The following is a 20774-nucleotide window of genomic DNA, read 5'->3' as shown; positions in this document are numbered from 1 at the left end:
CCTGCCCTTTCACGCGATGTTCATTCCGCAGCGCTGGCGATCTTGGCCTTGCCCTGTTCCTGCACCTCGACGGTTGCCGTCAGGCCGGCAATCAGCTTCGTGCCATCGGGCACCTTGTCGAGCGCGATGCGCACCGGCACGCGCTGCGCCAGGCGCACCCAGCTGAAAGTCGGGGTGATATTGGCAAGCAGGCTGCCGGAGGTGCGCTCGCGGTCCTCGATGCCGTAGGCGATGCTTTCGACATGACCGGTCAGCTTCTCGGCCTGGCCCATCAGGTGGATGGAGACTTCATCGCCGACATGGATGCGCGGCAGCTTGGTTTCCTCGAAATAGCCTTCGACCCGCAGAGAATCGGTATCGATCAGCGCCACCCTGGCGGTCCCTGCCGAGACATAGTCACCTGGACGCAGGCTCAGGTTCGAGATCGTGCCGTTGACGGTGGCGCGGACTTCGGAGCGGTCGAGGTTGAGCTGGGCGAGCTCGCGATTGGCCGTTGCCTGACGGAGAGAGGCTTCGTCCTGCTGTTCGGTCGTCTGCGCCTGCTCCTTCTGCTGGAGCGAGGCCGCATCGCCGAGACGCGCCTGCCGTTGGCTTTCGCGGCTGGCCTGATCGAGAGCGGCCTTGCTGCTTGCCAGAGCCGCGTCAGCTTGTTCGAGCGCGATGGCGAAGCGATCACGATCGACGCGAAAGAGGAGATCGCCCTTCTTGACGGTCTGGTTGTCCTTGACCATGACCTCGCTGACAAGACCGGAAACATCAGGCGCAATGCCGACGACATCGGCGCGCAGACGCGCGTCGCGCGTCCAGGGCTCGTCCATGTAATGGCCCCAGAGCTGGCGGCCGACATAGACGGCAGCGACGACGAAGATGAGAGTGACGGCCACACGGCCGATGAGTTTTAGCGTGTTCATGTGAAGTACCAACGGGAGACAGAGGAGACGGCGCCGAGCAGCAGGACGTAAAGCGCGAGATCGAAGAGGCCGCGATGCCAGACCAGAGTGTAGGCTCCAGCCCATGCAAGCAGGCGTCGAAGAACGATGACGACAAACAGCGTCACGAGCATGAGCACGAGAAGGCGTGGAATGTAGACGCCATAGAGATCGAATTCTGCGGGCATGATATTACTCGGCGGCAATGGGAAGAGGTTGAGACGTGTCCGATATTGGCGGTTGCCAGCTCGCCGGCGGCTCGGCATGCGGGAAGAGCGCGCGGCGAAGTCCCACGAGGGCATCGAGGCTGGCCCGGCCAAGCTCGCGCTTGTTCTGCGCAACCGCTTCGAGACCGCGATCGATCGATACGCGCAACTCGTCGGACGGATCGATGGCACGCTTGGCCTTCAGCCGCGACCGATAGAAATCGGATACGCCGATCAGGACTTCGCTGACGGACGCGGCAGCGGCGGAATTCAGTTGCACACGCTCCTTCTGCAGCATCAGCACATTGAAGCCGAGCCGGACATCGGCGTAGCCGTCGACCTTCTTCAGCTCGCGGTCCTCAATGCCGGCAAGGCGCGGCACGAGCTGGCCGAGCCGATCGAGAATGCGGCCAGACAGGCGCTCATGGTCGGCGCGGCGAATGCCAGCCGCCGTTTCGGCAAGGTCGGTCCAGCCGGCCCGCACCAGTCGCCATGCGGTGAGTTCGGAGCCGAACGGACGGGTGACCAGAGTCCAGACGAGCGCGAAGCCGATGCCTGCCAAGGCGGCGATGGCGCTGTTGGTAAAACTGGCGAAATCGGCGGTGTAGCGATCCTGTAACGCTATGAACGTCGCGCCGTTCACCGCCAGCAGCATGGCAAGCAGGTTCGTCTGCGGCCGTGGGATCAAAAGACCCATCACCAGGAAGGGCGGCGCGAAGACCAGCACCAGCATCTCGAAGCCGGAGATGGAGGGCAATATGGCGAAGATATAGAGGCAGGCGATCACCAAGCTCATCGCGCTCCAGATGAACATGGAGGTAATGAAGGGCGCGGGACGATCGAGCGAGGCAAAAAACGAACAGGCGACGGCCGCCATGGTGACGAAACCGGCGCCATCCTCCCATCCGGAATAGATCCAGAAGAAGCAGGCGACGGCGATACCGACCACGACCGCACCGGCCGAGAAGGCAAGCATGGCATAGTCATAGTGCCTGCTGTGCCCGACGACGTTGCGGTGCCGGAAGGCGGGCCGCCAGGTGCCGACCTGCTGCCCTGAAACGATCTGGTCGCGCAACGTCAGGCAATCCTGCCAGAGATCGACGATTTCCTTCAGCCGAGCCAGAGCGCTCGACCGGACGAGATCGTCCCAGCCGAGATCAAGGTCGTTCTGCTGCAACTCCTCGATCTTTTTGGACAAGGCATCCGCGGTATCGTCGGCCTTGCCGCGGCCGCCCTGCCCCAGCCAATCGGCGACTTCGTTCAGGACCGTGACAAGCTCCTGAGGCAGCGGCTTTTCGCCCGCCTTCAGCGCATGCAGGCGATCGGCAAGCGACGAGAAGAGCGGCAGCAACATCAACAGGCGACCGCGCAGCTCACGGGAATGCCTGACGATATCGCGGCTGCCCGCATCATATTTGAGCTGGCTGATGACGAGGTCGAGGCCGGAGACGTCGGCGGCAAGTTTCTGCCGCTTCAGCGGGGTCGCGGGTGCAGCGCCCTCGCCGCGCAGGATTTCATCGGCCCAGGTGCCGGCATCGTCGAGCCAGGAGCTGATGCGCCGCCCCAGCACGGTTCCCACACTGCTCGGGAAGATGATGGAACTGACGACGCTTGCGCAAACGATGCCGATGATAATCTCCTCGGAGCGGGCAAGCGCTACATCAAATACGGTTTCGGGCGAACCGACGGTCGGCAGCGCGATCAGCGGCAGCGAATAGGCGGCGAGCATGAAGACATAACTGCGCGACGTACGGTCGAGCATCGCGATGAACAACAGGATCCCGGTCCAGAGCGCCACGACGACGGAGAGCAATTCCGGCGCATTGACCAGGAGCGGAACGAAGATCACCGAGGCACAGGCGCCGATAAGCGTGCCTAGAGCGCGATAGAGCGCCTTCGAGCTCGTTGCTCCCGCAAGAGGATTGGCAACGACGTAGACGGCAGCCATGGCCCAGTAAGGGCGCGGAAGGTCCAGCGACAACGCAATGAATAGCGCCATGATGGCCGCGATGAACGCCTTGACCGAAAATAGCCAGTCCCGCCAGGATGGAATGCTCATAAGACCTTCTCCCGCTCCTGCTCGGCATCGACAGTCCGCGGCGCCTCGAACTCCTCGAAGGCCTTCAGGACGCGGATGGCAGCTTCGATATCGGCCCGGTCGACATTGGCGAGGATTCTGCCACGCAGTTCGTCGAGCGCGTCCTCCATGCGGGAGGCAAGCGCCTCGCCTTCCGCTGTCAGCCACAGACCTTTCGCGCGGCGATCCGTCGGATCATCCTTGCGGATGACGAGGCCCATGCTTTCGAGCTGATCAAGCAGCCGAACCAAGGACGGACCCTCGATGCCGACATAGGTGGCGAGAACCACCTGCCGGATACCTCCTCCCAGACGGCCGATCCACAACAGTGGTGCCGCCGCGGCCTCCGACAAGCCGTAGGAACTCAGCGCGAGGTCGACGACCCGACGCCATTGGCGGCCGGTTGACAGCAGGTTTGCGGTGAAGATGCGTTGCAGGGCGCTAAACGATTTCATAGCAATCTATTAGCACTGAACTAATTAGTATTCAAAGCATATGGGCGCATATTGCCATCTCAAATGCGAAACGCAGCTATGCGCGCAGCGACGGGCGGATCATACTGCGGCTAGTCGGCGCTGCGCAGATAGGAACAGATCATCCTGATCAACTCCTGCTTCAGCTCCGGCGACCCAAGCGCACGCTTTCGGGCCGCACTATGGATCACACCCTCGACCGCACCGGACAGCAGCTGCGCAAGAACATCGTTGGCTGGACCGCCGTGGCCGTTACGATGCACGGCGACAAAACTCCTGTAATGACTGTGATACTCCGTCAGGAAGGCGTCATGGGCCAACCTCGAACCATCATGCCCCGGCGCTTCATCCAGGAGCACCCTGTGAAGCTCGGGATTGACGTTATGAGCATCGATCATGCCTTGAACGAGTCCTTCGGCACTCTCTGCCAACGGCAGTGCACCAGCTGTCGCCCTCCGCATGACAGCCAGAACCTCATCGAAGTGGTGACGACGAATGGCCTCGACCAAAGAAAGCTTGTCGGGAAAATACTGGTAGAGCGAGCCGATGCTTATCCCGGCGATCACTGCGACGGTATTGGTCGTGAACCCCGCCCATCCGCGGTCGCCCAAAACGCGAGCACCTGCTTCGATGATTGCTTCGACCGTCGCCCGGGAACGCGCCTGGCTCGGCTCTTTTCGCATCGGCGATCCCGGCTTTTTAATGCGAGTAGACATGTACGCCCTGCTCTCGGAAAATATGCACACATTACTCGCATTTTCCGGGACAACCAAAGGGTAGATTCATCATGAGCGAACTGTCGTTGCTAAGCACTCTTTTCAGCTATCAGGCCTGGGCGAATGAGGAACTGCTCGACAGTATCGGTCATCTCGATCCCGTACAGCATGGCAAGGAGCGCCACATGGCGTTACGGTTGATGAACCATTCCCATGTCGTCGGCCGGATATTCGCGGCGCATCTCACCGGGCAAGAGCATGGCTTCACGGCTGATAATACGCCCGACACGCCGTCCCTGGCGGAACTTCGCGCCGCAGTCGTTGCATCGGATCAATGGTATCTGCGATATCTCGAAACGGTCAGTTCCGACCTGCTGGCAGAATCTCTGCCGTTCGTATTCACCGACGGAGATAGGGGCTGCATGTCGCGTCAGGAAATGCTCACCCAGGTCGTCATTCACGGAGGGTATCACAGGGGCGAGATTGGCCGGCTGCTGACGCAGCTCTCCATCTCGCCACCTTGGGACACATTCGCCGTCTATCTTCACCGCAGCGAACCCTCGCGGCGACAAACCGTGGCCGCGGAATAGCGGAAGCTGCTGCGCTCCTGAACTTCCGCGCATGCGGCAAACGGCAAACCGCCGGATGATCGCTCATCCAGCCTCAGCGATGCCGCGCGCTGTTGTCAGGTTTTGCCAAAAATATCAGATCGTGCGTTTCGACGCCGACAGGATGCGATCAAGCGCCAGAGCCGCCGCTATCCCCGTGGCATAGGCCGCGATATTCCAAAGCGAGAACACCCTTCCCAGCAACAGGGCCCCCGCAGTGGTCAACCGAAACGCGTCAAGTGTGGGCGTATGCCAGAGCCTGAAGAGTTCGCCTGCCACCGCCAGGATCAATGCCACAGCGGCAATCCTGAATGGCCTGCTGGAGACGAATATCGTGGCCAGCAGCCAGTAGACCATCGCTCCCCACAATATCGAACCGCCATATTTGACGACGGCAAAGGGAAGATTGGCCGCATATCCAAATCGCCGGAGCGCAAGGCCGCTGGCGATTGTCAGCAACAGGGCCAGAAGCAGCGAAATCCTTCTGCGCATGAATTGCCGCCGCATGTCGAATTGTCATCCCTGCAGCTGAAGAGCATGAGCCGTCGGGCGACGCAGCTTCCGGTAAAACTCCAAACGCCAAAAGGCCGGATGATCGCTCATCCGGCCCTCGATCTTTTATTCGAAGCTTGCCTTAAGCGGCTGCAGCTTCTTCCTCGGCAGCAACGCGAGCCTTGTCGGCTGCGCCCTTGGCAGAGGTGTCACGATCGACGAATTCGACGACTGCGAGAGCGGCATTGTCGCCCTGGCGGAAGCCGGCCTTCATGATACGCAGGTAGCCGCCGTTGCGGGTGGCGTAGCGCGTTGCGATCGCATCGAACAGCTTGGCGACGACAACGGCGTCGCGGATCTGCGAGATGGCCTGACGACGAGCGTGCAGGTCGCCGCGCTTGCCGAGGGTAACCAGCTTCTCAACGATCGGACGAATTTCCTTCGCCTTCGGAAGCGTGGTGACGATCTGCTCATGGGTGATGAGCGAAGCTGCCATGTTGGCGAACATCGCCTTACGGTGGCTAGCGGTTCTGTTCAGCTTGCGGCCGGCTTTACCGTGGCGCATTGCTATTCTCCTTCACTTGCAGGCATCGTTCACCTGCAGTTTGTTGGGCGCATGCCCCGCTCCAATTCCCGGCGGAGCGAAAGGTGCATGCGCTGTTTAAAGATGCTAAGGCCAGCTTAAAGCGCTCCAAGGAGCGCTTGCGGCCTTAGTATTGGTCTTCGTATCGCTTGGCGAGATCTTCGATGTTCTCAGGCGGCCATGCCGGCACTTCCATGCCGAGGTGCAGACCCATGGAAGCGAGAACTTCCTTGATTTCGTTCAGCGACTTGCGACCAAAATTCGGCGTGCGGAGCATTTCTGCTTCGGTCTTCTGAATGAGGTCGCCGATATAGACGATGTTGTCGTTCTTCAGGCAATTTGCCGAGCGAACGGACAGTTCCAGTTCGTCCACCTTCTTGAGGAGAGCCGGGTTGAAAGCGAGTTCGGTAACTGCTTCCTCTTCGGTTTCCTTCTGCGGCTCGTCGAAGTTGACGAACACGCCAAGCTGATCCTGCAGGATGCGAGCCGCGAAAGCGACAGCATCTTCACCGCTGATCGAACCATCGGTTTCGAGCGACATGCTCAGCTTGTCGTAGTCGAGAACCTGTCCTTCACGGGTGTTTTCAACCTTGTAGGACACCTTCTTGACCGGCGAATAGAGGCTGTCGACCGGGATGAGACCAATCGGAGCATCTTCCGCACGATTGCGCTCGGCCGGGACATAGCCCTTGCCGTTGTTGACGGTGAATTCCATGCGGATTTCGGCGCCCTCGTCGAGCGTGCAGATGACATGCTCGGGGTTGAGGATTTCGATATCGCCGACCGTCTGGATGTCGCCAGCCGTTACTACGCCTGGGCCCTGCTTGCGGACGACCATGCGCTTGGCATCATCGCCATCCATCTTGATGGCGATTTCCTTGATGTTCAGCACGATGTCCGTCACGTCTTCCCGGACGCCCGGGATAGAGGAGAACTCATGCAGCACGCCGTCGATCTGCACGGCCGTCACAGCGGCGCCACGCAGAGAGGACAGCAGAACGCGACGAAGCGCGTTGCCGAGGGTGAGACCGAAGCCACGCTCCAGCGGTTCGGCCACGAGCGTTGCCTTAGTGCGGCCGCTCGAGGTGAACTCGACCTTGTTCGGCTTGATCAGTTCCTGCCAGTTTTTCTGAATCATGTTTTTGCCTTCCGTTCGTTGCCACCATCCAATCGTGGCAACCGAGCTTGAGAAACACCAGGCCGGGCGCATCTGCCCCGGCCGGTGTCGAGAGTGGCGATGATCAGACGCGACGCTTCTTGCGCGGGCGGCAACCATTGTGCGGGATCGGGGTCACGTCGCGGATGGACGTGATCATGAAACCGGCAGCCTGGAGCGCGCGCAGAGCAGATTCACGACCGGAGCCCGGGCCGCAAACTTCAACTTCCAGCGACTTCATGCCATGTTCCTGAGCCTTCTTGGCGCAGTCTTCAGCAGCGATCTGGGCAGCGAACGGGGTCGACTTGCGCGAACCCTTGAAGCCCTTGGCACCAGCAGACGACCAGGCAATCGCGTTGCCCTGTGCGTCGGTGATGGTGATCATCGTGTTGTTGAAGGTCGAGTTGACGTGTGCGACGCCCGACGAAATATTCTTGCGCTCGCGACGGCGAACGCGGACGGCTTCCTTGGCCATGTTAGTCCTTTCTTGGATCTCTGCACCGCCGTAATCCCAGCGGCTACACCGAAGCGACACCCGTGGGGCGCCGCTCCAAACTCAAAAGAGGCCGGCGGACCGCCAGCCTCCCACATCCGGTTGCCCGGAAATTACTTCTTCTTACCAGCAATCGCCTTTGCCGGACCCTTACGGGTACGAGCATTGGTGTGCGTGCGCTGGCCGCGAACCGGCAAGCCGCGACGATGACGCAGGCCGCGGTAGCTGCCCAGGTCCATCAGACGCTTGATGTTCATCGCGGTGTCGCGACGCAGGTCACCTTCGACCTGATAGTCACGGTCGATGGTTTCGCGGATCTGCAGAACTTCAGCATCCGTCAACTGATTGACGCGACGCTCGGCCGGAATACCGACCTTCTCGCAGATTTCCTGTGCAAACTTCGGTCCGATCCCGTGAATGTAACGAAGCGCAATAACTACGCGCTTTGCAGTCGGGATGTTGACGCCAGCGATACGAGCCACGCCTGTTCTCCTTGCATTCCTTTTGCCTTAGGGCAAAGGGTCTTGTTATGCAGCCCGGGAGCTGCTTGTTCGATTGAGTCCGCAACATGTCAAAACGACCGTACCCGGACTTCCCGATGGAAATCCGCGCCGATCGCATAGCATGTCGCGAGTTGGCGCGGTGTTTAGCGGAATCAGCGCAAAAAAGCAACCGCTCCGGCAAGTTTATTTTAAGCTATCTAAAGCTTAGCCAGGATACCTTCGATGCTATCAGTCACATGCTCGATATCGGCCATGCCGTCGATGCTCTGCAGCTTGCCCTTGGCGTAGTAGTAGCCGATCAGCGGCGAGGTCTCCTTGTAGTAGACTTGGAGACGGGTTGCCATGGTCTCGGCATTGTCATCCGGCCGGCGCTTGAAATGCGTCGAGCCGCATTTGTCGCAGACACCAGCCGTCGCCGGAACCTTGTCGGTGTCATGATAGACACTGCCGCAGTTCGAGCAAGAATAACGGCCGGAGACGCGGCGAATCAGTTCGGCATCATCAACCTTGAGCTCGATGACAACGGAAAGTTCCAGACCCTTGGCCTGCAGCATCCGCTCGGTGGCGTCCGCTTGCACCAGAGTGCGCGGGAAACCGTCAAGAATGAAACCCCTGGCGCAATCCGGTTGATCGATGCGCTCGGAAACGATGGCATTGACAATCTCGTCGGAAACAAGCTTGCCGGCGTCCATGACGGCCTTGGCACGCTTGCCAACTTCAGTCTCAGCCGCCACCGCAGCCCGCAGCATATCGCCTGTGGAAAGCTGCGGAATACCGTGCTTTTCCACGATACGCTGGGCCTGGGTCCCCTTACCTGCTCCCGGCGGCCCTAAAAGTATGAGTCTCATCGCCCCCTCTTTCCTCCACGCAACTTCGATTTCTTGATCAGGCCTTCATATTGCTGTGCAATCAGGTGACCCTGAATCTGCGCCACCGTATCCAGCGTTACGCTAACCACGATCAGAAGCGAAGTGCCACCCAGCGACAAGGGAATACCGGTCTGGGACACGAGAATTTCGGGCAGAATGCAGACGAAGACGAGGTAGATCGCGCCGATGACCGTGATACGGGTCAGCACGTAATCGATATATTCGGCGGTGCGCTCGCCCGGACGAATTCCGGGAATGAAGCCACCATGCTTCTTCAAGTTGTCCGCCGTGTCCTTCGGGTTGAAGACCAGTGCGGTATAGAAGAAGGCGAAGAAGGCGATCAGGCCGGCATAGAGCACCATGTAAAGCGGCTGGCCGTGACCGAGGGCCGCGACGATCGAGGTGACCCAGGTCGGCAGCGCCGTGTTGTTGCCGAGACCGGCGATGGTTGCCGGCAAAAGCAGCAGCGACGAGGCAAAGATCGCCGGGATAACACCAGATGTGTTCAGCTTCAGCGGCAGGTGCGACGTATCGCCCTGGAACATGCGCGTGCCGACCTGTCGCTTCGGATACTGGATCAGCAGACGACGCTGCGCACGCTCGACGAAAACGATGAGCGCAATGACCAGAACGGCGACGACGAGCACGGCGAGAATGAGACCGGTCGACAGAGCGCCGGTTCGGCCGAGTTCGAGCGTACCGGCAAGTGCCGTCGGCAGACCGGCTGCGATGCCCGCGAAGATGATCAGCGAAATACCGTTGCCGATGCCGCGCGAGGTAACCTGCTCGCCGAGCCACATCAGGAACATCGTGCCGCCGAGCAGCGTGACGACGGTCGAAAGACGGAAGAACCAGCCTGGATCTATGACGACGCCGTTGCCGTGCTCAAGGCCGATCGCAATACCATAAGCCTGCAACGCGCCGAGCAGCACCGTACCGTAGCGGGTGTACTGGTTGATGATCTTACGGCCCTGTTCGCCTTCCTTCTTCAGGTTCTCAAGCGAAGGCACGACCGACGTCATCAGCTGAACGATGATCGAGGCCGAAATATAAGGCATGATGCCGAGCGCAAAGATCGCCATGCGCTGCACGGCACCGCCCGAGAACATGTTGAACAGGCCAAGGATACCGCCCGACTGATTCTGGAAAGCCTGGGCGTAAGCGGCAGGATTGAGGCCGGGAAGCGGAATGTGGGTGCCGAGTCGGTAGACGAGAAGAGCGCCAAGCGTGAACCACAAGCGTTTCTTGAGATCCTCGGCTTTGGCGAAGGTCGAAAAATTGAGATTGGACGCCAATTGTTCCGCTGCAGAAGCCATGCAAATCTCCGCACTACCAATTCCGGCATAATCGGCCGGGCCCGGAATCAGTATGTAAATTGTTCAAAAGCCGGGCTTCGGACGGATTGCATTGCAATCGGGCGCCTCACCCTTGGTTCCCGTTATTCCCCGGAAAGATACTGGCGCATCGTTCAGGTTCGTGAGGCTCACATATGGGAGCAAAATCGCCCGAAGTGAAGCACCCCGGGCGATTATTGATAATATTATTCTGCGGCAGAAGCGAGCAGCTTGATGGAGCCACCAGCCTTTTCGATCTTTTCGACCGCCGGCTTGGAAGCGCCTGCAACTTCAAGCGTAATCTTCGCCTTCAGCTCGCCGTCCGAGAGAACGCGAACGCCATCCTTGACGCGGCGAATCACGCCCGCAGCCTTGAGGGCAGCGGCATCAACGGTCTTCTTGGCATCGAGCTTGCCGGCATCGACGGCAGCCTGGATGCGAGCCAGCGATACGACAACGTAATCGGCGGCGAAGATGTTGGTGAAGCCGCGCTTCGGCAGGCGACGATAGATGGGCATCTGACCACCTTCGAAGCCGTTGATCGCAACGCCCGAACGGGACTTCTGACCCTTCACACCACGACCGCCGGTCTTGCCGGAGCCGGAGCCGATGCCGCGGCCGAGGCGCTTGCGGCTGTGGGTCGAGCCTTCGTTATCCTTGATCTCATTCAATTTCATAGCGAATTACCTCCGGCTCACTTCTCGTCGACAACGCGAACGAGATGCTGGACAGCACGGATCATGCCACGAACGGCCGGGGTATCTTCCAGCGTGCGGCGACGGTGCATCTTGTTCAGTCCGAGACCGATCAGCGTCTTCTGCTGAACGTCCGGACGGCGGATCGGGCTGCCAACCTGCTCGACCGTAACGGTCTTGGCTTCAGCCTTCTTGGTCGTCTTGGCCATAGGTCAAACTCCCTTATTCTTCGGAGGCGTTGCCCGAAGCGGTACGACGAGCCTGCAGGGTGGCATACTTGATGCCGCGCTGAGCTGCGATGTCCTTCGGGTGAACCTGGTGCTTCAGGGCGTCGAACGTGGCGCGAACCATGTTGTACGGGTTCGACGAACCGGTCGACTTGGCAACGACGTCATGAACGCCGAGCGTTTCGAAAACGGCGCGCATCGGACCGCCGGCGATGATACCGGTACCGACCTTGGCCGAGCGCAGCAGAACCTTGCCGGCGCCATGACGGCCATGGACGTCGTGATGCAGCGTACGACCGTCGCGCAGCGGTACGAAGATCAGGTCGCGCTTGGCGCTTTCGGTGGCCTTGCGGATGGCTTCCGGCACTTCGCGTGCCTTGCCATGACCGAAGCCAACGCGGCCCTTCTGGTCACCGACGACGACGAGAGCGGCGAAACCGAAGCGGCGGCCACCCTTTACAACCTTGGCGACGCGGTTGATCGCGACCAGCTTGTCGACGAATTCGCTATCGCGCTCGTCACGGCTCTGACGGTCATCCCGCGAGCCCCTCTTTTCCTGTGCCATTGTCCTCTTCCTTTTTCTTTTCCGGGTGCAATCGGCAAACAACAAAGACCGCATCAACCTCCAAACGGAGATTTGCGGTCCGGTGAAATCCGGCCGGCGCCCTATCGGCTACCGGCCGGAAACTTGATTAGAAGGTCAGGCCGCCTTCGCGAGCCGCATCGGCGAGAGCCTTGATGCGGCCGTGATAGATGAAGGCGCCGCGATCGAACACGACTTCCTTCACGCCGGCCTTGGAGGCGCGCTCGGCAACGAGCTTGCCAACCAGGGCTGCGGCGGCGGTATCGGCACCGGTCTTCAGAGAACCGCGCAGATCCTTGTCGAGCGTGGAGGCAGCCGCAAGGGTCTTGCCAGCCGCGTCATCGATGACCTGGGCGTAGATGTTCTTTGACGAGCGATGAACCGACAGGCGCGGACGACCATTGGCCACCGCCTTGATTTGACGGCGCACGCGGTTGGCGCGACGCGCAAGTGCTTCTTTCCTGCTAGCCATTTCGCGTGATCCTTACTTCTTCTTGCCTTCTTTGCGGACGATCCGCTCGTCAGCGTACTTAACACCCTTGCCCTTGTAGGGCTCAGGACCGCGGTATTCGCGGATTTCTGCGGCAACCTGGCCGACCTGCTGCTTGTTGATGCCGGTGACGACGATTTCCGTCGGCTTCGGCACAGCGATCGAAATACCCTGCGGCGGCTCATAAACCACGTCGTGGCTGAAGCCGAGCGCGAGCTGCAGGTTCTTGCCCTGCATGGAGGCACGGTAGCCGACGCCGTTGATTTCGAGCTTGCGCTCGTAGCCGTCCTTAACACCCTTGAAGATGTTCTCGATCATCGTGCGGGACATGCCCCACTTTGCGCGAGCATCCTTCGAGTCGTTAATCGGCGTTACGACGATTGCATTGTTTTCCAGCTTGAGACCGATTTCGTCGTTAGCGACGAAAAACAGCTCACCCTTGGGGCCCTTGGCAGTCACTTTTTGGCCATCAACCGAGGCCGTGATCCCTGCAGGCACCTGAACGGGCTTTTTACCGATACGAGACATTTGTTCAAACCTGTCTGTTTCGAAGGAGATCTCTGTCCGATCTTAGAAGACCGAGCAGAGAACCTCGCCACCAACATTCTGTTCACGAGCCTGGTGATCGGCCATCACACCCTTCGGAGTCGAAAGGATGGTGATGCCGAGACCGTTCGCGACCTGCGGAATGGACTTAACCGAGACATAAACTCGGCGGCCCGGCTTGGACACACGGCCGATCTCACGGATCACCGATGTGCCTTCGTAGTATTTCAGCTCGATGCTGAGCTCAGACTTGCCGTTGCCGAAATCGACGACAGAGTAGCCACGGATGTAGCCTTCAGCCTGCAGAACATCGAGAACGCGTGCACGGAGCTTGGACGCAGGCGTCGAAACCGACGACTTGCGACGCGAAGCGCCATTGCGGATGCGGGTGAGCATATCGCCCAAAGGATCAGTCATAGTCATCTAATCTGCTCCTTACCAGCTCGACTTGACAATGCCCGGCACCTTGCCGAAATTGCCGAGTTCACGCAGCGCGATACGCGACATGCGCAGTTTGCGGTAGTAGGCGCGCGGACGGCCCGACACTTCGCAGCGATTGCGAATACGGGTCTTCGATCCATCGCGCGGGAGCGATGCCAGCTTCAGTGTGGCCTTGAACCGGTCTTCGATCGAAAGAGACTGGTTCATGATGATTGCCTTCAGTGCAGCACGCTTCGCGGCCTGGGTGGCAACCGTATTGCGGCGGCGCTTGTTCTTTTCAACTGCGCTTGTCTTCGCCATATCAGGGTTCCTTTTCTACGCTCGTCGTTACGGTTATTGACGGAACGGGAAGTTGAACTCTGTCAAAAGAGCCCGCGCTTCGTCGTCCGTGTTCGCCGTCGTGCAAACGATGATGTCCATGCCCCACATCTGATCAACCTTGTCGTAGTTGATCTCAGGGAACACAATGTGTTCCTTGATGCCCATGGCAAAATTGCCACGACCGTCAAAGCTCTTCGGGTTCAGGCCGCGGAAGTCGCGAACGCGCGGAAGCGCGATGTTGACCAGGCGATCCAGGAACTCATACATGCGGGCGCCGCGCAGCGTCACCTTGGCGCCGATCGGCATATTCTCGCGGACCTTGAAGCCAGCGATGGAATTGCGCGCGTGCGTGATGACCGGCTTCTGACCGGCGATCGCCGCGAGGTCGGCAGCAGCAACGGTCGGCTTCTTCGAATCAGCCGTTGCCTCACCCACGCCCATGTTGATCACGATCTTATCAAGCTTCGGGATCTGCATCTCGTTGGCGTAGGAGAACTTCTCCTGCATGGCCGCGCGGATGCGGGTGCCGTATTCCTTCTTGAGCCGCGGCTCGTATTTTACCTCAGCCATCGATCACTTCTCCCGAGGTCTTGGCCACACGGACCTTCTTGCCTTCTACAACCTTGAAACCGACGCGGGTCGGCTTACCGTCCTTGTCGACGATCGCCAGGTTGGACAGGTGAAGCGAGGCTTCCTTGCTGATAATGCCAGCTTCCTGGGTCTGCGTCTGGCGCTGGTGGCGCTTGATGACGTTGACGCCACGGACGACCGCACGGTCTTCCTTCGGCATTACTTGAATGACTTCGCCGGTGCGGCCCTTGTCCTTGCCGGCCAATACGACAACCTTGTCGCCTTTACGGATCTTTTGCATCGCTCCGCTCCTTACAGTACTTCTGGAGCCAGCGAGATGATCTTCATGTGGTTCTTGGCGCGAAGTTCGCGCGGAACCGGTCCGAAGATACGGGTGCCGATCGGCTCTTTCTTGTTGTCGATGAGGACTGCTGCGTTGGTATCGAAGCGGATGACGCTGCCATCCGGACGACGGATGTCCTTGGCGGTGCGAACGACAACCGCCTTCATCACGTCACCCTTCTTCACACGGCCGCGCGGAATAGCTTCCTTGATCGAAACGACGATGACGTCGCCGATCGAGGCATACTTGCGCTTCGAGCCGCCCAGCACCTTGATGCACATGACACGACGTGCGCCGGAATTATCCGCCACGTCGAGGTTTGTTTGCATCTGAATCATGTCAGGTCGCCTTCTTGTTGTTACCGGAATGGTTGGGCCTAACGACCCCCTACCCCGGCTTATGGACTAGTCTCTTGTCTGATTTCTCCAGCGCTCGGGACCACCAGGGTCATCTTCGCCGGCCATCAATAAAGCAAAAGAACGCTCGTACTCGAGCGTCCTGCTTCCAAGCTCGTGCTTCATACAGATATTTCGCCCAAGCGCAAGGGCCTGAGCGAAATTCTGTTACTTGGCCTGGGCGGAAACGACCGTCCAGGTCTTGTCCTTGGAGATCGGCGCGCATTCCTCGATGGAAACGGTGTCACCGATTTTGTACTGATTGTTCTCGTCGTGAGCCTTGTACTTCTTGGAACGACGAACAGTCTTCTGGAGCAGCGGGTGAGCGAAACGACGCTCAACGCGGACTACTACCGTCTTCTCGTTCTTGTCGCTGACCACGACGCCCTGCAGAATGCGCTTCGGCATGTTATTTTTCCTTTAGGCCTTTGCTTCTGCCGCCTTCTGGCGGGCAATGGTTTTTGCGCGAGCGATGTCCTTGCGGACTTCGTTGATGCGCGAGGACTTCTCAAGCTGGCCGGTCGCCTTCTGAAAGCGCAGGTTGAACTGCTCCTTCTTCAGCTTGGCAAGCTCGTCCTTGAGTTGGTCGGCGCTCAGGGCGCGAACATCTGCGGCTTTCATGAGCTTCTTCCTTACTCTGCAATGCGCTGCACGAAGCGCGTCTTGACCGAGAGCTTGGCGGAACCAAGGCGCAGAGCCTCACGAGCGATTTCTTCGCTCACACCATCGATCTCGAACATCATACGGCCGGGCTTGACCTTGCATGCCCAGTATTCGACGGAGCCCTTACCCTTACCCATACGGACTTCGGTCGGCTTCTTGGTTACCGGAACATCCGGGAACACGCGGATCCATACACGACCGGCACGCTTCATATGACGGGTGATCGCGCGGCGAGCCGCTTCGATCTCACGAGCGTTGACGCGGTTAGGCTCCTGCGACTTCAGGCCGAATTCGCCGAACGCCAGATCAGAACCACCCTTGGCAACGCCCTTGATGCGGCCCTTGAATTGCTTGCGGTACTTCGTACGCTTTGGCTGCAACATTTTCCTATTCTCCGAACTTATCTGCCACGCACGCTATCAAGCGTTGTCGCGGCGACGGTCTCTATCGCGATCACGGCTAGCCGGACCCTGGGCGTCGCCTTCCATCGCACGGCGTTCGGAGGCCATCGGATCATGCTCAAGGATTTCGCCCTTGAAGATCCAAACCTTGATGCCGCAGATGCCGAAAGCGGTTTCTGCTTCAGCCGTACCGTAGTCGATGTCGGCGCGCAGCGTATGCAGCGGCACGCGACCTTCGCGGTACCATTCCGTACGAGCGATTTCAGCACCGCCGAGACGGCCGGCGCAGGTGATCTTGATGCCTTCGGCGCCAAGACGCATCGCGGACTGAACGGCGCGCTTCATGGCGCGACGGAAAGCAACACGGCGCTCGAGCTGCTGAGCGATCGACTGAGCAACCAGCGTCGCGTCGATTTCCGGCTTGCGCACTTCAACGATGTTGAGGTGCGTTTCGGAATTCGTCATGTCCGACAGCTTCTTGCGGAGCTTGTCGATGTCAGCGCCCTTCTTGCCGATGATCAGGCCCGGACGAGCCGAGTGGATCGTGACGCGGCACTTCTTGTGCGGACGCTCGATGACCACCTTGGAGATACCAGCCTGCTTCAGTTCGTTCATGACGAACTTGCGCATCTTCAGGTCTTCGTGGAGAAGCTGGCCATACTCGGCATTGTCCGCAAACCAGCGGCTATCCCAGGTACGGTTGATGCCAAGACGAAAACCGATTGGATTGATTTTCTGACCCATTATGCGACCTCCCCTTGAGCTTCCACTTCACGAACGACAATCGTCAGATGCGCGAACGGACGCTCGATGCGAGACGCGCGGCCACGGCCACGAGCGTGGAAACGCTTCATGACGATCGACTTGCCGACGTAAGCTTCCGCTACGACGAGCGAGTCAACGTCGAGATCGTGGTTGTTCTCTGCATTGGCGATCGCAGATTCAAGCGTCTTCTTGACGGCGCCTGCGATACGCTTGCGGGAGAATTCCAGCTCTGCGAGCGCGCGATCAACCTTCTTGCCACGGATCGAAGCCGCGACCAGGTTGAGCTTCTGCGGGCTGACACGGAGCGTACGCGCAATTGCCTGCGCCTCGTTGTCCTTCAGCCGGCGTTCGGTTTTTGCCTTGCCCATTGTTACTTCCTCTTCGCCTTCTTGTCCGCACCGTGACCATAATAGGTACGGGTCGGGGCGAACTCGCCGAACTTGTGTCCGACCATGTCTTCATTGACGCTGACCGGAATATGCTTGCTGCCGTTGTAAACACCAAAGGTGAGACCAACGAACTGCGGCATGATGGTGGAGCGACGGCTCCACATCTTGATCACTTCGTTACGTCCGCCTTCACGCACCTTCTCAGCCTTCTTGAGAAGATAGCCGTCAACAAACGGACCTTTCCATACTGAACGAGCCACTTGAGACTTCCTCTCTTACTTCTTGCGCTGATGGCGCGAGCGCATGATCATCTTGTCGGTCGACTTGTTCGACCGCGTACGCTTGCCCTTGGTCGGCTTACCCCATGGGGTCACCGGATGGCGACCACCGGAGGTGCGGCCTTCACCGCCGCCGTGCGGATGGTCGACCGGGTTCATGACGACACCGCGGACGTGCGGCTTCTTACCGCGCCAACGCGAACGACCGGCCTTGCCGTCGTTGATGTTGCCGTGGTCCGGGTTCGAAACCGCGCCGATCGTTGCAAGGCAAGTGCCATGCACCAGGCGCTGCTCGCCAGAGTTCAGGCGAAGGATCGCCATGCCCTGGTCACGACCAACGAGCTGGGCGTAGGAACCGGCGGAGCGAGCGATCTGACCGCCCTTGCCCGGCTTCATTTCCACGTTGTGGATGATGGAGCCGACCGGGATGAACTGAAGCGGCATGGTGTTGCCCGGCTTCACGTCCACGGCCTTCTCGGAAGCGATGACCTTGTCGCCGGCAGCGAGACGCTGCGGAGCGATGATATAGGCCAGTTCGCTGTCCGTGTACTTCACCAGAGCGATGTAAGCGGTACGGTTCGGATCGTATTCGATACGCTCAACCGTGCCCTCGACGTCGAACTTGCGACGCTTGAAGTCGACCAGACGATAGGTGCGCTTGTGACCACCGCCCTGGAAACGCACGGTGATGCGGCCCAGGTTGTTGCGGCCGCCCTTGGAGGACAGGCCTTCGGTCAGGGCCTTGACCGGCTTGCCCTTGTAGAGCGAAGACCGGTCGACGATGACCAGCTGACGCTGGCTCGGGGTCGTCGGATTGAATGTTTTCAATGCCATTTTCTTATTCCTCAGAGACCGGTGGAGACGTCGATCGACTGGCCTTCGGCGAGCGTCACGATAGCCTTCTTCACGTCCTTCTGCTTGCCGACGAGACCTTTAAACCGCTTGGTCTTGCCCAGGCGCAGCAGAGTGTTGACGGCCGTAACCTTGACGCCGAACAGCGCTTCGACGGCAGCCTTGATTTCTGGCTTCGTCGCAGTCTTGGCAACGTTGAAAACAACCTGGTTATTGTCCGACAGCAGCGTGGACTTTTCGGTGATCGCAGGAGAAACGATCACATCGTAATGGCGAAGATCCGTCACTTGAATCGCTCCTCTAGAGCTTCAACTGCAGCCTTGGACAGGACGAGCTTGCCGCGGCGCAGGATGTCATAAACATTGATGCCCTGAACCGGCAGAACATCGATATTCGGGATGTTGGCGGCTGCGAGCTTGAAGTTGCTGTCGAGCTCGGCACCACCGATGAAGAGCGCATTGGTCAGGCCCAGCGTCTCGAAAGCGCCGGCCAGAACCTTGGTCTTGGCATCAGCTGCAACGAGGCTGTCGAGAATGATAACATCCTCGGCCTTGAACTTAGCGGAGAGAGCAAGACGCAAGCCGAGGGCGCGAACCTTCTTCGGCAGGTCATGTTCATGGCTGCGCACGACCGGGCCGTGAGCCTTACCACCGCCGCGGAACTGCGGAGCACGAGCCGAATGGTGACGAGCGCGGCCCGTACCCTTCTGCTTGTACATCTTGGCGCCTGTGCGCCACACTTCTGCGCGGCCCTTAGCCTTGTGCGTGCCCTGGCGCTTCTTGGCAAGCTGCCAGCGAATGACGCGTGCGATGATATCTTCACGCGGTTCGAGGCCGAAAATCGCATCAGAAAGGGAAACCTTCCCAGCGTCTTTGCCCTCGAGGGTCTTGACGTTCAATTCCATTGGTTTGGCTCCCTTACTTCGATGCCGACTTGACGGCGTCGCGCACGATGATCCAGGCACCCTTGGAGCCGGGAACCGCGCCCTTGACGAGGATCAGACCGCGATCTTCATCGGTCGATACCACTTCAAGGTTCTGCGTCGTCACGCGCGTCTGGCCCATGTGACCAGCCATCTTCTTGTTCTTGAACACCTTGCCCGGATCCTGGCGCGAGCCGGTCGAACCGTGCGAGCGGTGCGAAACCGACACACCGTGCGTGGCACGCAGACCGCCGAAACCGTGGCGCTTGATGGCGCCGGCAAAGCCCTTACCGACCGTCGTGCCGGTCACGTCGACGAGCTGACCCGCCGTGAAGTGACCCGCGCTGAGCTCGGTGCCAACGTCGAGCAGATTGTCTTCCGTGACACGGAATTCTGCGAGCTTGGCCTTTGGCTCTACACTTGCGACGGCGAAATGACCGCGCAGGGCCTTCGTCGTGTTCTTAACTTTCGCCTGGCCGGCACCGAGCTGTACTGCGGTGTAGCCATTCTTTTCAACTGTGCGCTGGGCCACGACCTGGCAGCTTTCCATACGCAATACGGTAACCGGGACGTGCTCGCCGGCGTCATTGTAGACGCGCGTCATTCCCACCTTCTGTGCAATCACACCTGAACGCATCGGTTCAATCCTTCTCATTCAGCTCGAGAACCCAAGGTCTCAGAGCTTGATCTCAACATCGACACCGGCGGCGAGATCGAGCTTCATCAGCGCATCTACCGTCTGCGGGGTCGGGTCAACGATGTCGAGAAGGCGCTTGTGCGTGCGCATCTCGAACTGCTCGCGGCTCTTCTTGTCGATGTGCGGGGACCGGTTAACCGTGAACTTCTCGATACGGGTCGGAAGCGGAACGGGGCCCCGGACGCTGGCACCGGTGCGCTTAGCCGTCGATACGATCTCGCGCGTGGAAGCGTCGAGAATCCGATGATCGAACGCCTTAAGGCGGATGCGGATATTCTGGCCGTTCATTCGACTTTATCCTTGTGTTTGTTATCTGCGCGTCTCTCTAAAAGACACGTCTTTAGCTTTAGTTACCTGAGGCGGGCCACCGGTTTCAAAGATCGAGAGGGACACCGAATTCACCGGCGTCCCCATCACTCATTTGCGGGCCTTGGCCCAGCCGCCTGCTTTATTATTCGACGATGGATGCGACGATGCCTGCGCCGACGGTACGGCCGCCTTCGCGGATGGCGAAACGCAGCTTTTCTTCCATCGCGATCGGCACGATCAGCTCAACGGCAACCGTGACGTTGTCGCCCGGCATGACCATTTCCGTGCCTTCCGGAAGCGTCACAATGCCGGTGACATCCGTCGTGCGGAAGTAGAACTGCGGACGGTAGTTCGTGAAGAACGGCGTATGACGGCCGCCTTCTTCCTTCGTCAGGATGTACGCTTCGGCCATGAACTTCTTGTGCGGCTTCACAGAACCCGGCTTGCA

General features: G+C 59.4%; 35 protein-coding genes. 1 reads left to right on the top strand and 34 read right to left on the bottom strand.

The window, feature by feature from the left end; genetic code table 11:
• Positions 1 to 20 precede the first annotated feature (20 nt).
• From GA0061101_RS12270 to GA0061101_RS12250, 5 genes are all read right to left on the bottom strand, one after another.
• Positions 21 to 911 carry an efflux RND transporter periplasmic adaptor subunit gene (locus GA0061101_RS12270; protein ID WP_092573641.1) on the bottom strand — a complete coding sequence of 297 codons (891 nt, stop codon included), beginning with the start codon at positions 909 to 911 and terminating at the stop codon, positions 21 to 23.
• Positions 908 to 1117 (bottom strand): DUF1656 domain-containing protein, encoded by a 210-nt coding sequence (locus GA0061101_RS12265; protein ID WP_037199953.1) that lies wholly within the window; start codon positions 1115 to 1117, stop codon positions 908 to 910. The genes GA0061101_RS12270 and GA0061101_RS12265 overlap by 4 nt, the downstream gene beginning before the upstream one ends.
• 4 nt (positions 1118 to 1121) lie before the next feature.
• Positions 1122 to 3194 carry an FUSC family protein gene (locus GA0061101_RS12260; protein WP_092573640.1) on the bottom strand — a complete coding sequence of 691 codons (2073 nt, stop codon included), beginning with the start codon at positions 3192 to 3194 and terminating at the stop codon, positions 1122 to 1124.
• Entirely contained in the window at positions 3191 to 3667 is a 477-nt protein-coding gene (locus GA0061101_RS12255; protein WP_047637987.1) for a MarR family winged helix-turn-helix transcriptional regulator, read from the bottom strand. Before GA0061101_RS12255 ends, GA0061101_RS12260 begins: the two co-directional genes overlap by 4 nt.
• A gap of 110 nt (positions 3668 to 3777) precedes the next feature.
• Positions 3778 to 4401 (bottom strand): TetR/AcrR family transcriptional regulator, encoded by a 624-nt coding sequence (locus GA0061101_RS12250; protein ID WP_052224137.1) that lies wholly within the window; start codon positions 4399 to 4401, stop codon positions 3778 to 3780.
• Positions 4402 to 4472: 71 nt separating this feature from the next.
• Between GA0061101_RS12250 and GA0061101_RS12245 the strand changes: the two genes are divergently transcribed.
• On the top strand, positions 4473 to 4991 hold the full coding sequence (locus GA0061101_RS12245) for a DinB family protein (protein ID WP_092573639.1): 519 nt from the start codon (positions 4473 to 4475) through the stop codon (positions 4989 to 4991).
• A 114-nt stretch (positions 4992 to 5105) separates the two neighbouring features.
• On the opposite strand, the gene GA0061101_RS12240 is transcribed toward GA0061101_RS12245, so the two are convergent.
• The 29 genes from GA0061101_RS12240 to GA0061101_RS12100 all read right to left on the bottom strand — a co-directional run.
• Positions 5106 to 5501 carry a ribosomal maturation YjgA family protein gene (locus GA0061101_RS12240; RefSeq protein ID WP_245297470.1) on the bottom strand — a complete coding sequence of 132 codons (396 nt, stop codon included), beginning with the start codon at positions 5499 to 5501 and terminating at the stop codon, positions 5106 to 5108.
• A gap of 142 nt (positions 5502 to 5643) precedes the next feature.
• Entirely contained in the window at positions 5644 to 6066 is a 423-nt protein-coding gene (gene rplQ, locus GA0061101_RS12235; protein ID WP_007690793.1) for a 50S ribosomal protein L17, read from the bottom strand.
• 145 nt (positions 6067 to 6211) lie between these two features.
• Complete coding sequence (locus GA0061101_RS12230) at positions 6212 to 7222, bottom strand: DNA-directed RNA polymerase subunit alpha (RefSeq protein WP_034507362.1); 1011 nt, start codon at positions 7220 to 7222, stop codon at positions 6212 to 6214.
• A 103-nt stretch (positions 7223 to 7325) separates the two neighbouring features.
• Positions 7326 to 7715, bottom strand: a complete 390-nt coding sequence (rpsK, locus tag GA0061101_RS12225; protein WP_003547577.1) for a 30S ribosomal protein S11 — start codon at positions 7713 to 7715, stop codon at positions 7326 to 7328.
• A gap of 131 nt (positions 7716 to 7846) precedes the next feature.
• Positions 7847 to 8215, bottom strand: a complete 369-nt coding sequence (gene rpsM / locus GA0061101_RS12220; protein ID WP_015339612.1) for a 30S ribosomal protein S13 — start codon at positions 8213 to 8215, stop codon at positions 7847 to 7849.
• Between the two features lie 218 nt (positions 8216 to 8433).
• A complete protein-coding gene (locus GA0061101_RS12215; protein ID WP_037199961.1) occupies positions 8434 to 9084 on the bottom strand; it encodes an adenylate kinase in 651 nt (216 codons plus the stop codon).
• Complete coding sequence (secY, locus tag GA0061101_RS12210) at positions 9081 to 10421, bottom strand: preprotein translocase subunit SecY (RefSeq protein ID WP_034507365.1); 1341 nt, start codon at positions 10419 to 10421, stop codon at positions 9081 to 9083. The genes GA0061101_RS12215 and secY overlap by 4 nt, the downstream gene beginning before the upstream one ends.
• Positions 10422 to 10645: 224 nt before the next feature.
• The gene (gene rplO / locus GA0061101_RS12205) at positions 10646 to 11116 is read right to left on the bottom strand and encodes a 50S ribosomal protein L15 (protein ID WP_034507368.1); all 471 of its coding nucleotides are present in this window, start codon (positions 11114 to 11116) and stop codon (positions 10646 to 10648) included.
• Positions 11117 to 11133: 17 nt separating this feature from the next.
• Positions 11134 to 11343: a 50S ribosomal protein L30 gene (gene rpmD, locus GA0061101_RS12200; protein ID WP_034507370.1), complete on the bottom strand. Its 210-nt coding sequence runs from the start codon at positions 11341 to 11343 to the stop codon at positions 11134 to 11136.
• Positions 11344 to 11356: 13 nt separating this feature from the next.
• Entirely contained in the window at positions 11357 to 11926 is a 570-nt protein-coding gene (rpsE, locus tag GA0061101_RS12195; RefSeq protein WP_034507374.1) for a 30S ribosomal protein S5, read from the bottom strand.
• Between the two features lie 127 nt (positions 11927 to 12053).
• A complete protein-coding gene (gene rplR, locus GA0061101_RS12190) occupies positions 12054 to 12416 on the bottom strand; it encodes a 50S ribosomal protein L18 (RefSeq protein WP_034507377.1) in 363 nt (120 codons plus the stop codon).
• A 12-nt stretch (positions 12417 to 12428) separates the two neighbouring features.
• Positions 12429 to 12962, bottom strand: a complete 534-nt coding sequence (rplF, locus tag GA0061101_RS12185; protein WP_037199963.1) for a 50S ribosomal protein L6 — start codon at positions 12960 to 12962, stop codon at positions 12429 to 12431.
• A gap of 42 nt (positions 12963 to 13004) precedes the next feature.
• Positions 13005 to 13403, bottom strand: coding sequence for a 30S ribosomal protein S8 (rpsH, locus tag GA0061101_RS12180; protein WP_034507380.1), 399 nt, complete (start codon positions 13401 to 13403; stop codon positions 13005 to 13007).
• 12 nt (positions 13404 to 13415) lie between these two features.
• The gene (gene rpsN / locus GA0061101_RS12175) at positions 13416 to 13721 is read right to left on the bottom strand and encodes a 30S ribosomal protein S14 (protein ID WP_034507383.1); all 306 of its coding nucleotides are present in this window, start codon (positions 13719 to 13721) and stop codon (positions 13416 to 13418) included.
• Between the two features lie 33 nt (positions 13722 to 13754).
• Entirely contained in the window at positions 13755 to 14312 is a 558-nt protein-coding gene (rplE, locus tag GA0061101_RS12170; RefSeq protein ID WP_037199965.1) for a 50S ribosomal protein L5, read from the bottom strand.
• Positions 14305 to 14613, bottom strand: coding sequence for a 50S ribosomal protein L24 (gene rplX / locus GA0061101_RS12165; protein WP_007690770.1), 309 nt, complete (start codon positions 14611 to 14613; stop codon positions 14305 to 14307). Before rplX ends, rplE begins: the two co-directional genes overlap by 8 nt.
• 11 nt (positions 14614 to 14624) lie before the next feature.
• A complete protein-coding gene (rplN, locus tag GA0061101_RS12160) occupies positions 14625 to 14993 on the bottom strand; it encodes a 50S ribosomal protein L14 (protein ID WP_003573790.1) in 369 nt (122 codons plus the stop codon).
• Positions 14994 to 15218: 225 nt separating this feature from the next.
• The gene (rpsQ, locus tag GA0061101_RS12155) at positions 15219 to 15458 is read right to left on the bottom strand and encodes a 30S ribosomal protein S17 (protein WP_034507387.1); all 240 of its coding nucleotides are present in this window, start codon (positions 15456 to 15458) and stop codon (positions 15219 to 15221) included.
• A gap of 12 nt (positions 15459 to 15470) precedes the next feature.
• Positions 15471 to 15671, bottom strand: coding sequence for a 50S ribosomal protein L29 (gene rpmC / locus GA0061101_RS12150; RefSeq protein WP_092573638.1), 201 nt, complete (start codon positions 15669 to 15671; stop codon positions 15471 to 15473).
• 11 nt (positions 15672 to 15682) lie between these two features.
• Entirely contained in the window at positions 15683 to 16096 is a 414-nt protein-coding gene (gene rplP / locus GA0061101_RS12145) for a 50S ribosomal protein L16 (protein ID WP_034507389.1), read from the bottom strand.
• 36 nt (positions 16097 to 16132) lie between these two features.
• Complete coding sequence (gene rpsC, locus GA0061101_RS12140) at positions 16133 to 16858, bottom strand: 30S ribosomal protein S3 (RefSeq protein ID WP_034507390.1); 726 nt, start codon at positions 16856 to 16858, stop codon at positions 16133 to 16135.
• Positions 16858 to 17247, bottom strand: a complete 390-nt coding sequence (gene rplV, locus GA0061101_RS12135; RefSeq protein WP_034507393.1) for a 50S ribosomal protein L22 — start codon at positions 17245 to 17247, stop codon at positions 16858 to 16860. Before rplV ends, rpsC begins: the two co-directional genes overlap by 1 nt.
• Positions 17248 to 17249: 2 nt before the next feature.
• Positions 17250 to 17528, bottom strand: a complete 279-nt coding sequence (gene rpsS, locus GA0061101_RS12130; RefSeq protein WP_037199970.1) for a 30S ribosomal protein S19 — start codon at positions 17526 to 17528, stop codon at positions 17250 to 17252.
• Between the two features lie 15 nt (positions 17529 to 17543).
• Positions 17544 to 18380 (bottom strand): 50S ribosomal protein L2, encoded by an 837-nt coding sequence (gene rplB, locus GA0061101_RS12125; protein WP_037199972.1) that lies wholly within the window; start codon positions 18378 to 18380, stop codon positions 17544 to 17546.
• Between the two features lie 11 nt (positions 18381 to 18391).
• Entirely contained in the window at positions 18392 to 18685 is a 294-nt protein-coding gene (locus GA0061101_RS12120; protein WP_007690755.1) for a 50S ribosomal protein L23, read from the bottom strand.
• Positions 18682 to 19302, bottom strand: coding sequence for a 50S ribosomal protein L4 (rplD, locus tag GA0061101_RS12115; protein WP_037199975.1), 621 nt, complete (start codon positions 19300 to 19302; stop codon positions 18682 to 18684). The genes GA0061101_RS12120 and rplD overlap by 4 nt, the downstream gene beginning before the upstream one ends.
• 13 nt (positions 19303 to 19315) lie before the next feature.
• On the bottom strand, positions 19316 to 19957 hold the full coding sequence (gene rplC / locus GA0061101_RS12110; RefSeq protein WP_037199976.1) for a 50S ribosomal protein L3: 642 nt from the start codon (positions 19955 to 19957) through the stop codon (positions 19316 to 19318).
• Between the two features lie 39 nt (positions 19958 to 19996).
• A complete protein-coding gene (rpsJ, locus tag GA0061101_RS12105) occupies positions 19997 to 20305 on the bottom strand; it encodes a 30S ribosomal protein S10 (RefSeq protein WP_003547547.1) in 309 nt (102 codons plus the stop codon).
• Positions 20306 to 20468: 163 nt separating this feature from the next.
• The coding region (locus GA0061101_RS12100) for an elongation factor Tu (protein ID WP_483426005.1) at positions 20469 to 20774 on the bottom strand (306 nt) is incomplete at its 5' end.

Origin of the sequence: Martinezella lusitana (genome assembly GCF_900094565.1) — a bacterium.
Classification (GTDB): Bacteria; Pseudomonadota; Alphaproteobacteria; order Rhizobiales; family Rhizobiaceae; genus Rhizobium; species Rhizobium lusitanum.
The sequence above is the reverse complement of the archived record's forward strand: the minus strand, read 5'-3'. Positions and strand labels throughout refer to the sequence as shown.

Excerpts from the sequence above, each read along its gene's own strand:
- GA0061101_RS12270 (WP_092573641.1), bottom strand. The coding sequence starts at position 911 with ATGAACACGCTAAAACTCATCGGCCGTGTGGCCGTCACTCTCATCTTC.
- GA0061101_RS12265 (WP_037199953.1), bottom strand. The coding sequence starts at position 1,117 with ATGCCCGCAGAATTCGATCTCTATGGCGTCTACATTCCACGCCTTCTC.
- GA0061101_RS12260 (WP_092573640.1), bottom strand. The coding sequence starts at position 3,194 with ATGAGCATTCCATCCTGGCGGGACTGGCTATTTTCGGTCAAGGCGTTC.
- GA0061101_RS12255 (WP_047637987.1), bottom strand. The coding sequence starts at position 3,667 with ATGAAATCGTTTAGCGCCCTGCAACGCATCTTCACCGCAAACCTGCTG.
- GA0061101_RS12250 (WP_052224137.1), bottom strand. The coding sequence starts at position 4,401 with ATGTCTACTCGCATTAAAAAGCCGGGATCGCCGATGCGAAAAGAGCCG.
- GA0061101_RS12245 (WP_092573639.1), top strand. The coding sequence starts at position 4,473 with ATGAGCGAACTGTCGTTGCTAAGCACTCTTTTCAGCTATCAGGCCTGG.
- GA0061101_RS12240 (WP_245297470.1), bottom strand. The coding sequence starts at position 5,501 with ATGCGCAGAAGGATTTCGCTGCTTCTGGCCCTGTTGCTGACAATCGCC.
- rplQ (WP_007690793.1), bottom strand. The coding sequence starts at position 6,066 with ATGCGCCACGGTAAAGCCGGCCGCAAGCTGAACAGAACCGCTAGCCAC.
- GA0061101_RS12230 (WP_034507362.1), bottom strand. The coding sequence starts at position 7,222 with ATGATTCAGAAAAACTGGCAGGAACTGATCAAGCCGAACAAGGTCGAG.
- rpsK (WP_003547577.1), bottom strand. The coding sequence starts at position 7,715 with ATGGCCAAGGAAGCCGTCCGCGTTCGCCGTCGCGAGCGCAAGAATATT.
- GA0061101_RS12215 (WP_037199961.1), bottom strand. The coding sequence starts at position 9,084 with ATGAGACTCATACTTTTAGGGCCGCCGGGAGCAGGTAAGGGGACCCAG.
- secY (WP_034507365.1), bottom strand. The coding sequence starts at position 10,421 with ATGGCTTCTGCAGCGGAACAATTGGCGTCCAATCTCAATTTTTCGACC.
- rplO (WP_034507368.1), bottom strand. The coding sequence starts at position 11,116 with ATGAAATTGAATGAGATCAAGGATAACGAAGGCTCGACCCACAGCCGC.
- rpmD (WP_034507370.1), bottom strand. The coding sequence starts at position 11,343 with ATGGCCAAGACGACCAAGAAGGCTGAAGCCAAGACCGTTACGGTCGAG.
- rpsE (WP_034507374.1), bottom strand. The coding sequence starts at position 11,926 with ATGGCACAGGAAAAGAGGGGCTCGCGGGATGACCGTCAGAGCCGTGAC.
- rplR (WP_034507377.1), bottom strand. The coding sequence starts at position 12,416 with ATGGCTAGCAGGAAAGAAGCACTTGCGCGTCGCGCCAACCGCGTGCGC.
- rplF (WP_037199963.1), bottom strand. The coding sequence starts at position 12,962 with ATGTCTCGTATCGGTAAAAAGCCCGTTCAGGTGCCTGCAGGGATCACG.
- rpsH (WP_034507380.1), bottom strand. The coding sequence starts at position 13,403 with ATGACTATGACTGATCCTTTGGGCGATATGCTCACCCGCATCCGCAAT.
- rpsN (WP_034507383.1), bottom strand. The coding sequence starts at position 13,721 with ATGGCGAAGACAAGCGCAGTTGAAAAGAACAAGCGCCGCCGCAATACG.
- rplE (WP_037199965.1), bottom strand. The coding sequence starts at position 14,312 with ATGGCTGAGGTAAAATACGAGCCGCGGCTCAAGAAGGAATACGGCACC.
- rplX (WP_007690770.1), bottom strand. The coding sequence starts at position 14,613 with ATGCAAAAGATCCGTAAAGGCGACAAGGTTGTCGTATTGGCCGGCAAG.
- rplN (WP_003573790.1), bottom strand. The coding sequence starts at position 14,993 with ATGATTCAGATGCAAACAAACCTCGACGTGGCGGATAATTCCGGCGCA.
- rpsQ (WP_034507387.1), bottom strand. The coding sequence starts at position 15,458 with ATGCCGAAGCGCATTCTGCAGGGCGTCGTGGTCAGCGACAAGAACGAG.
- rpmC (WP_092573638.1), bottom strand. The coding sequence starts at position 15,671 with ATGAAAGCCGCAGATGTTCGCGCCCTGAGCGCCGACCAACTCAAGGAC.
- rplP (WP_034507389.1), bottom strand. The coding sequence starts at position 16,096 with ATGTTGCAGCCAAAGCGTACGAAGTACCGCAAGCAATTCAAGGGCCGC.
- rpsC (WP_034507390.1), bottom strand. The coding sequence starts at position 16,858 with ATGGGTCAGAAAATCAATCCAATCGGTTTTCGTCTTGGCATCAACCGT.
- rplV (WP_034507393.1), bottom strand. The coding sequence starts at position 17,247 with ATGGGCAAGGCAAAAACCGAACGCCGGCTGAAGGACAACGAGGCGCAG.
- rplB (WP_037199972.1), bottom strand. The coding sequence starts at position 18,380 with ATGGCATTGAAAACATTCAATCCGACGACCCCGAGCCAGCGTCAGCTG.
- rplD (WP_037199975.1), bottom strand. The coding sequence starts at position 19,302 with ATGGAATTGAACGTCAAGACCCTCGAGGGCAAAGACGCTGGGAAGGTT.
- rplC (WP_037199976.1), bottom strand. The coding sequence starts at position 19,957 with ATGCGTTCAGGTGTGATTGCACAGAAGGTGGGAATGACGCGCGTCTAC.
- rpsJ (WP_003547547.1), bottom strand. The coding sequence starts at position 20,305 with ATGAACGGCCAGAATATCCGCATCCGCCTTAAGGCGTTCGATCATCGG.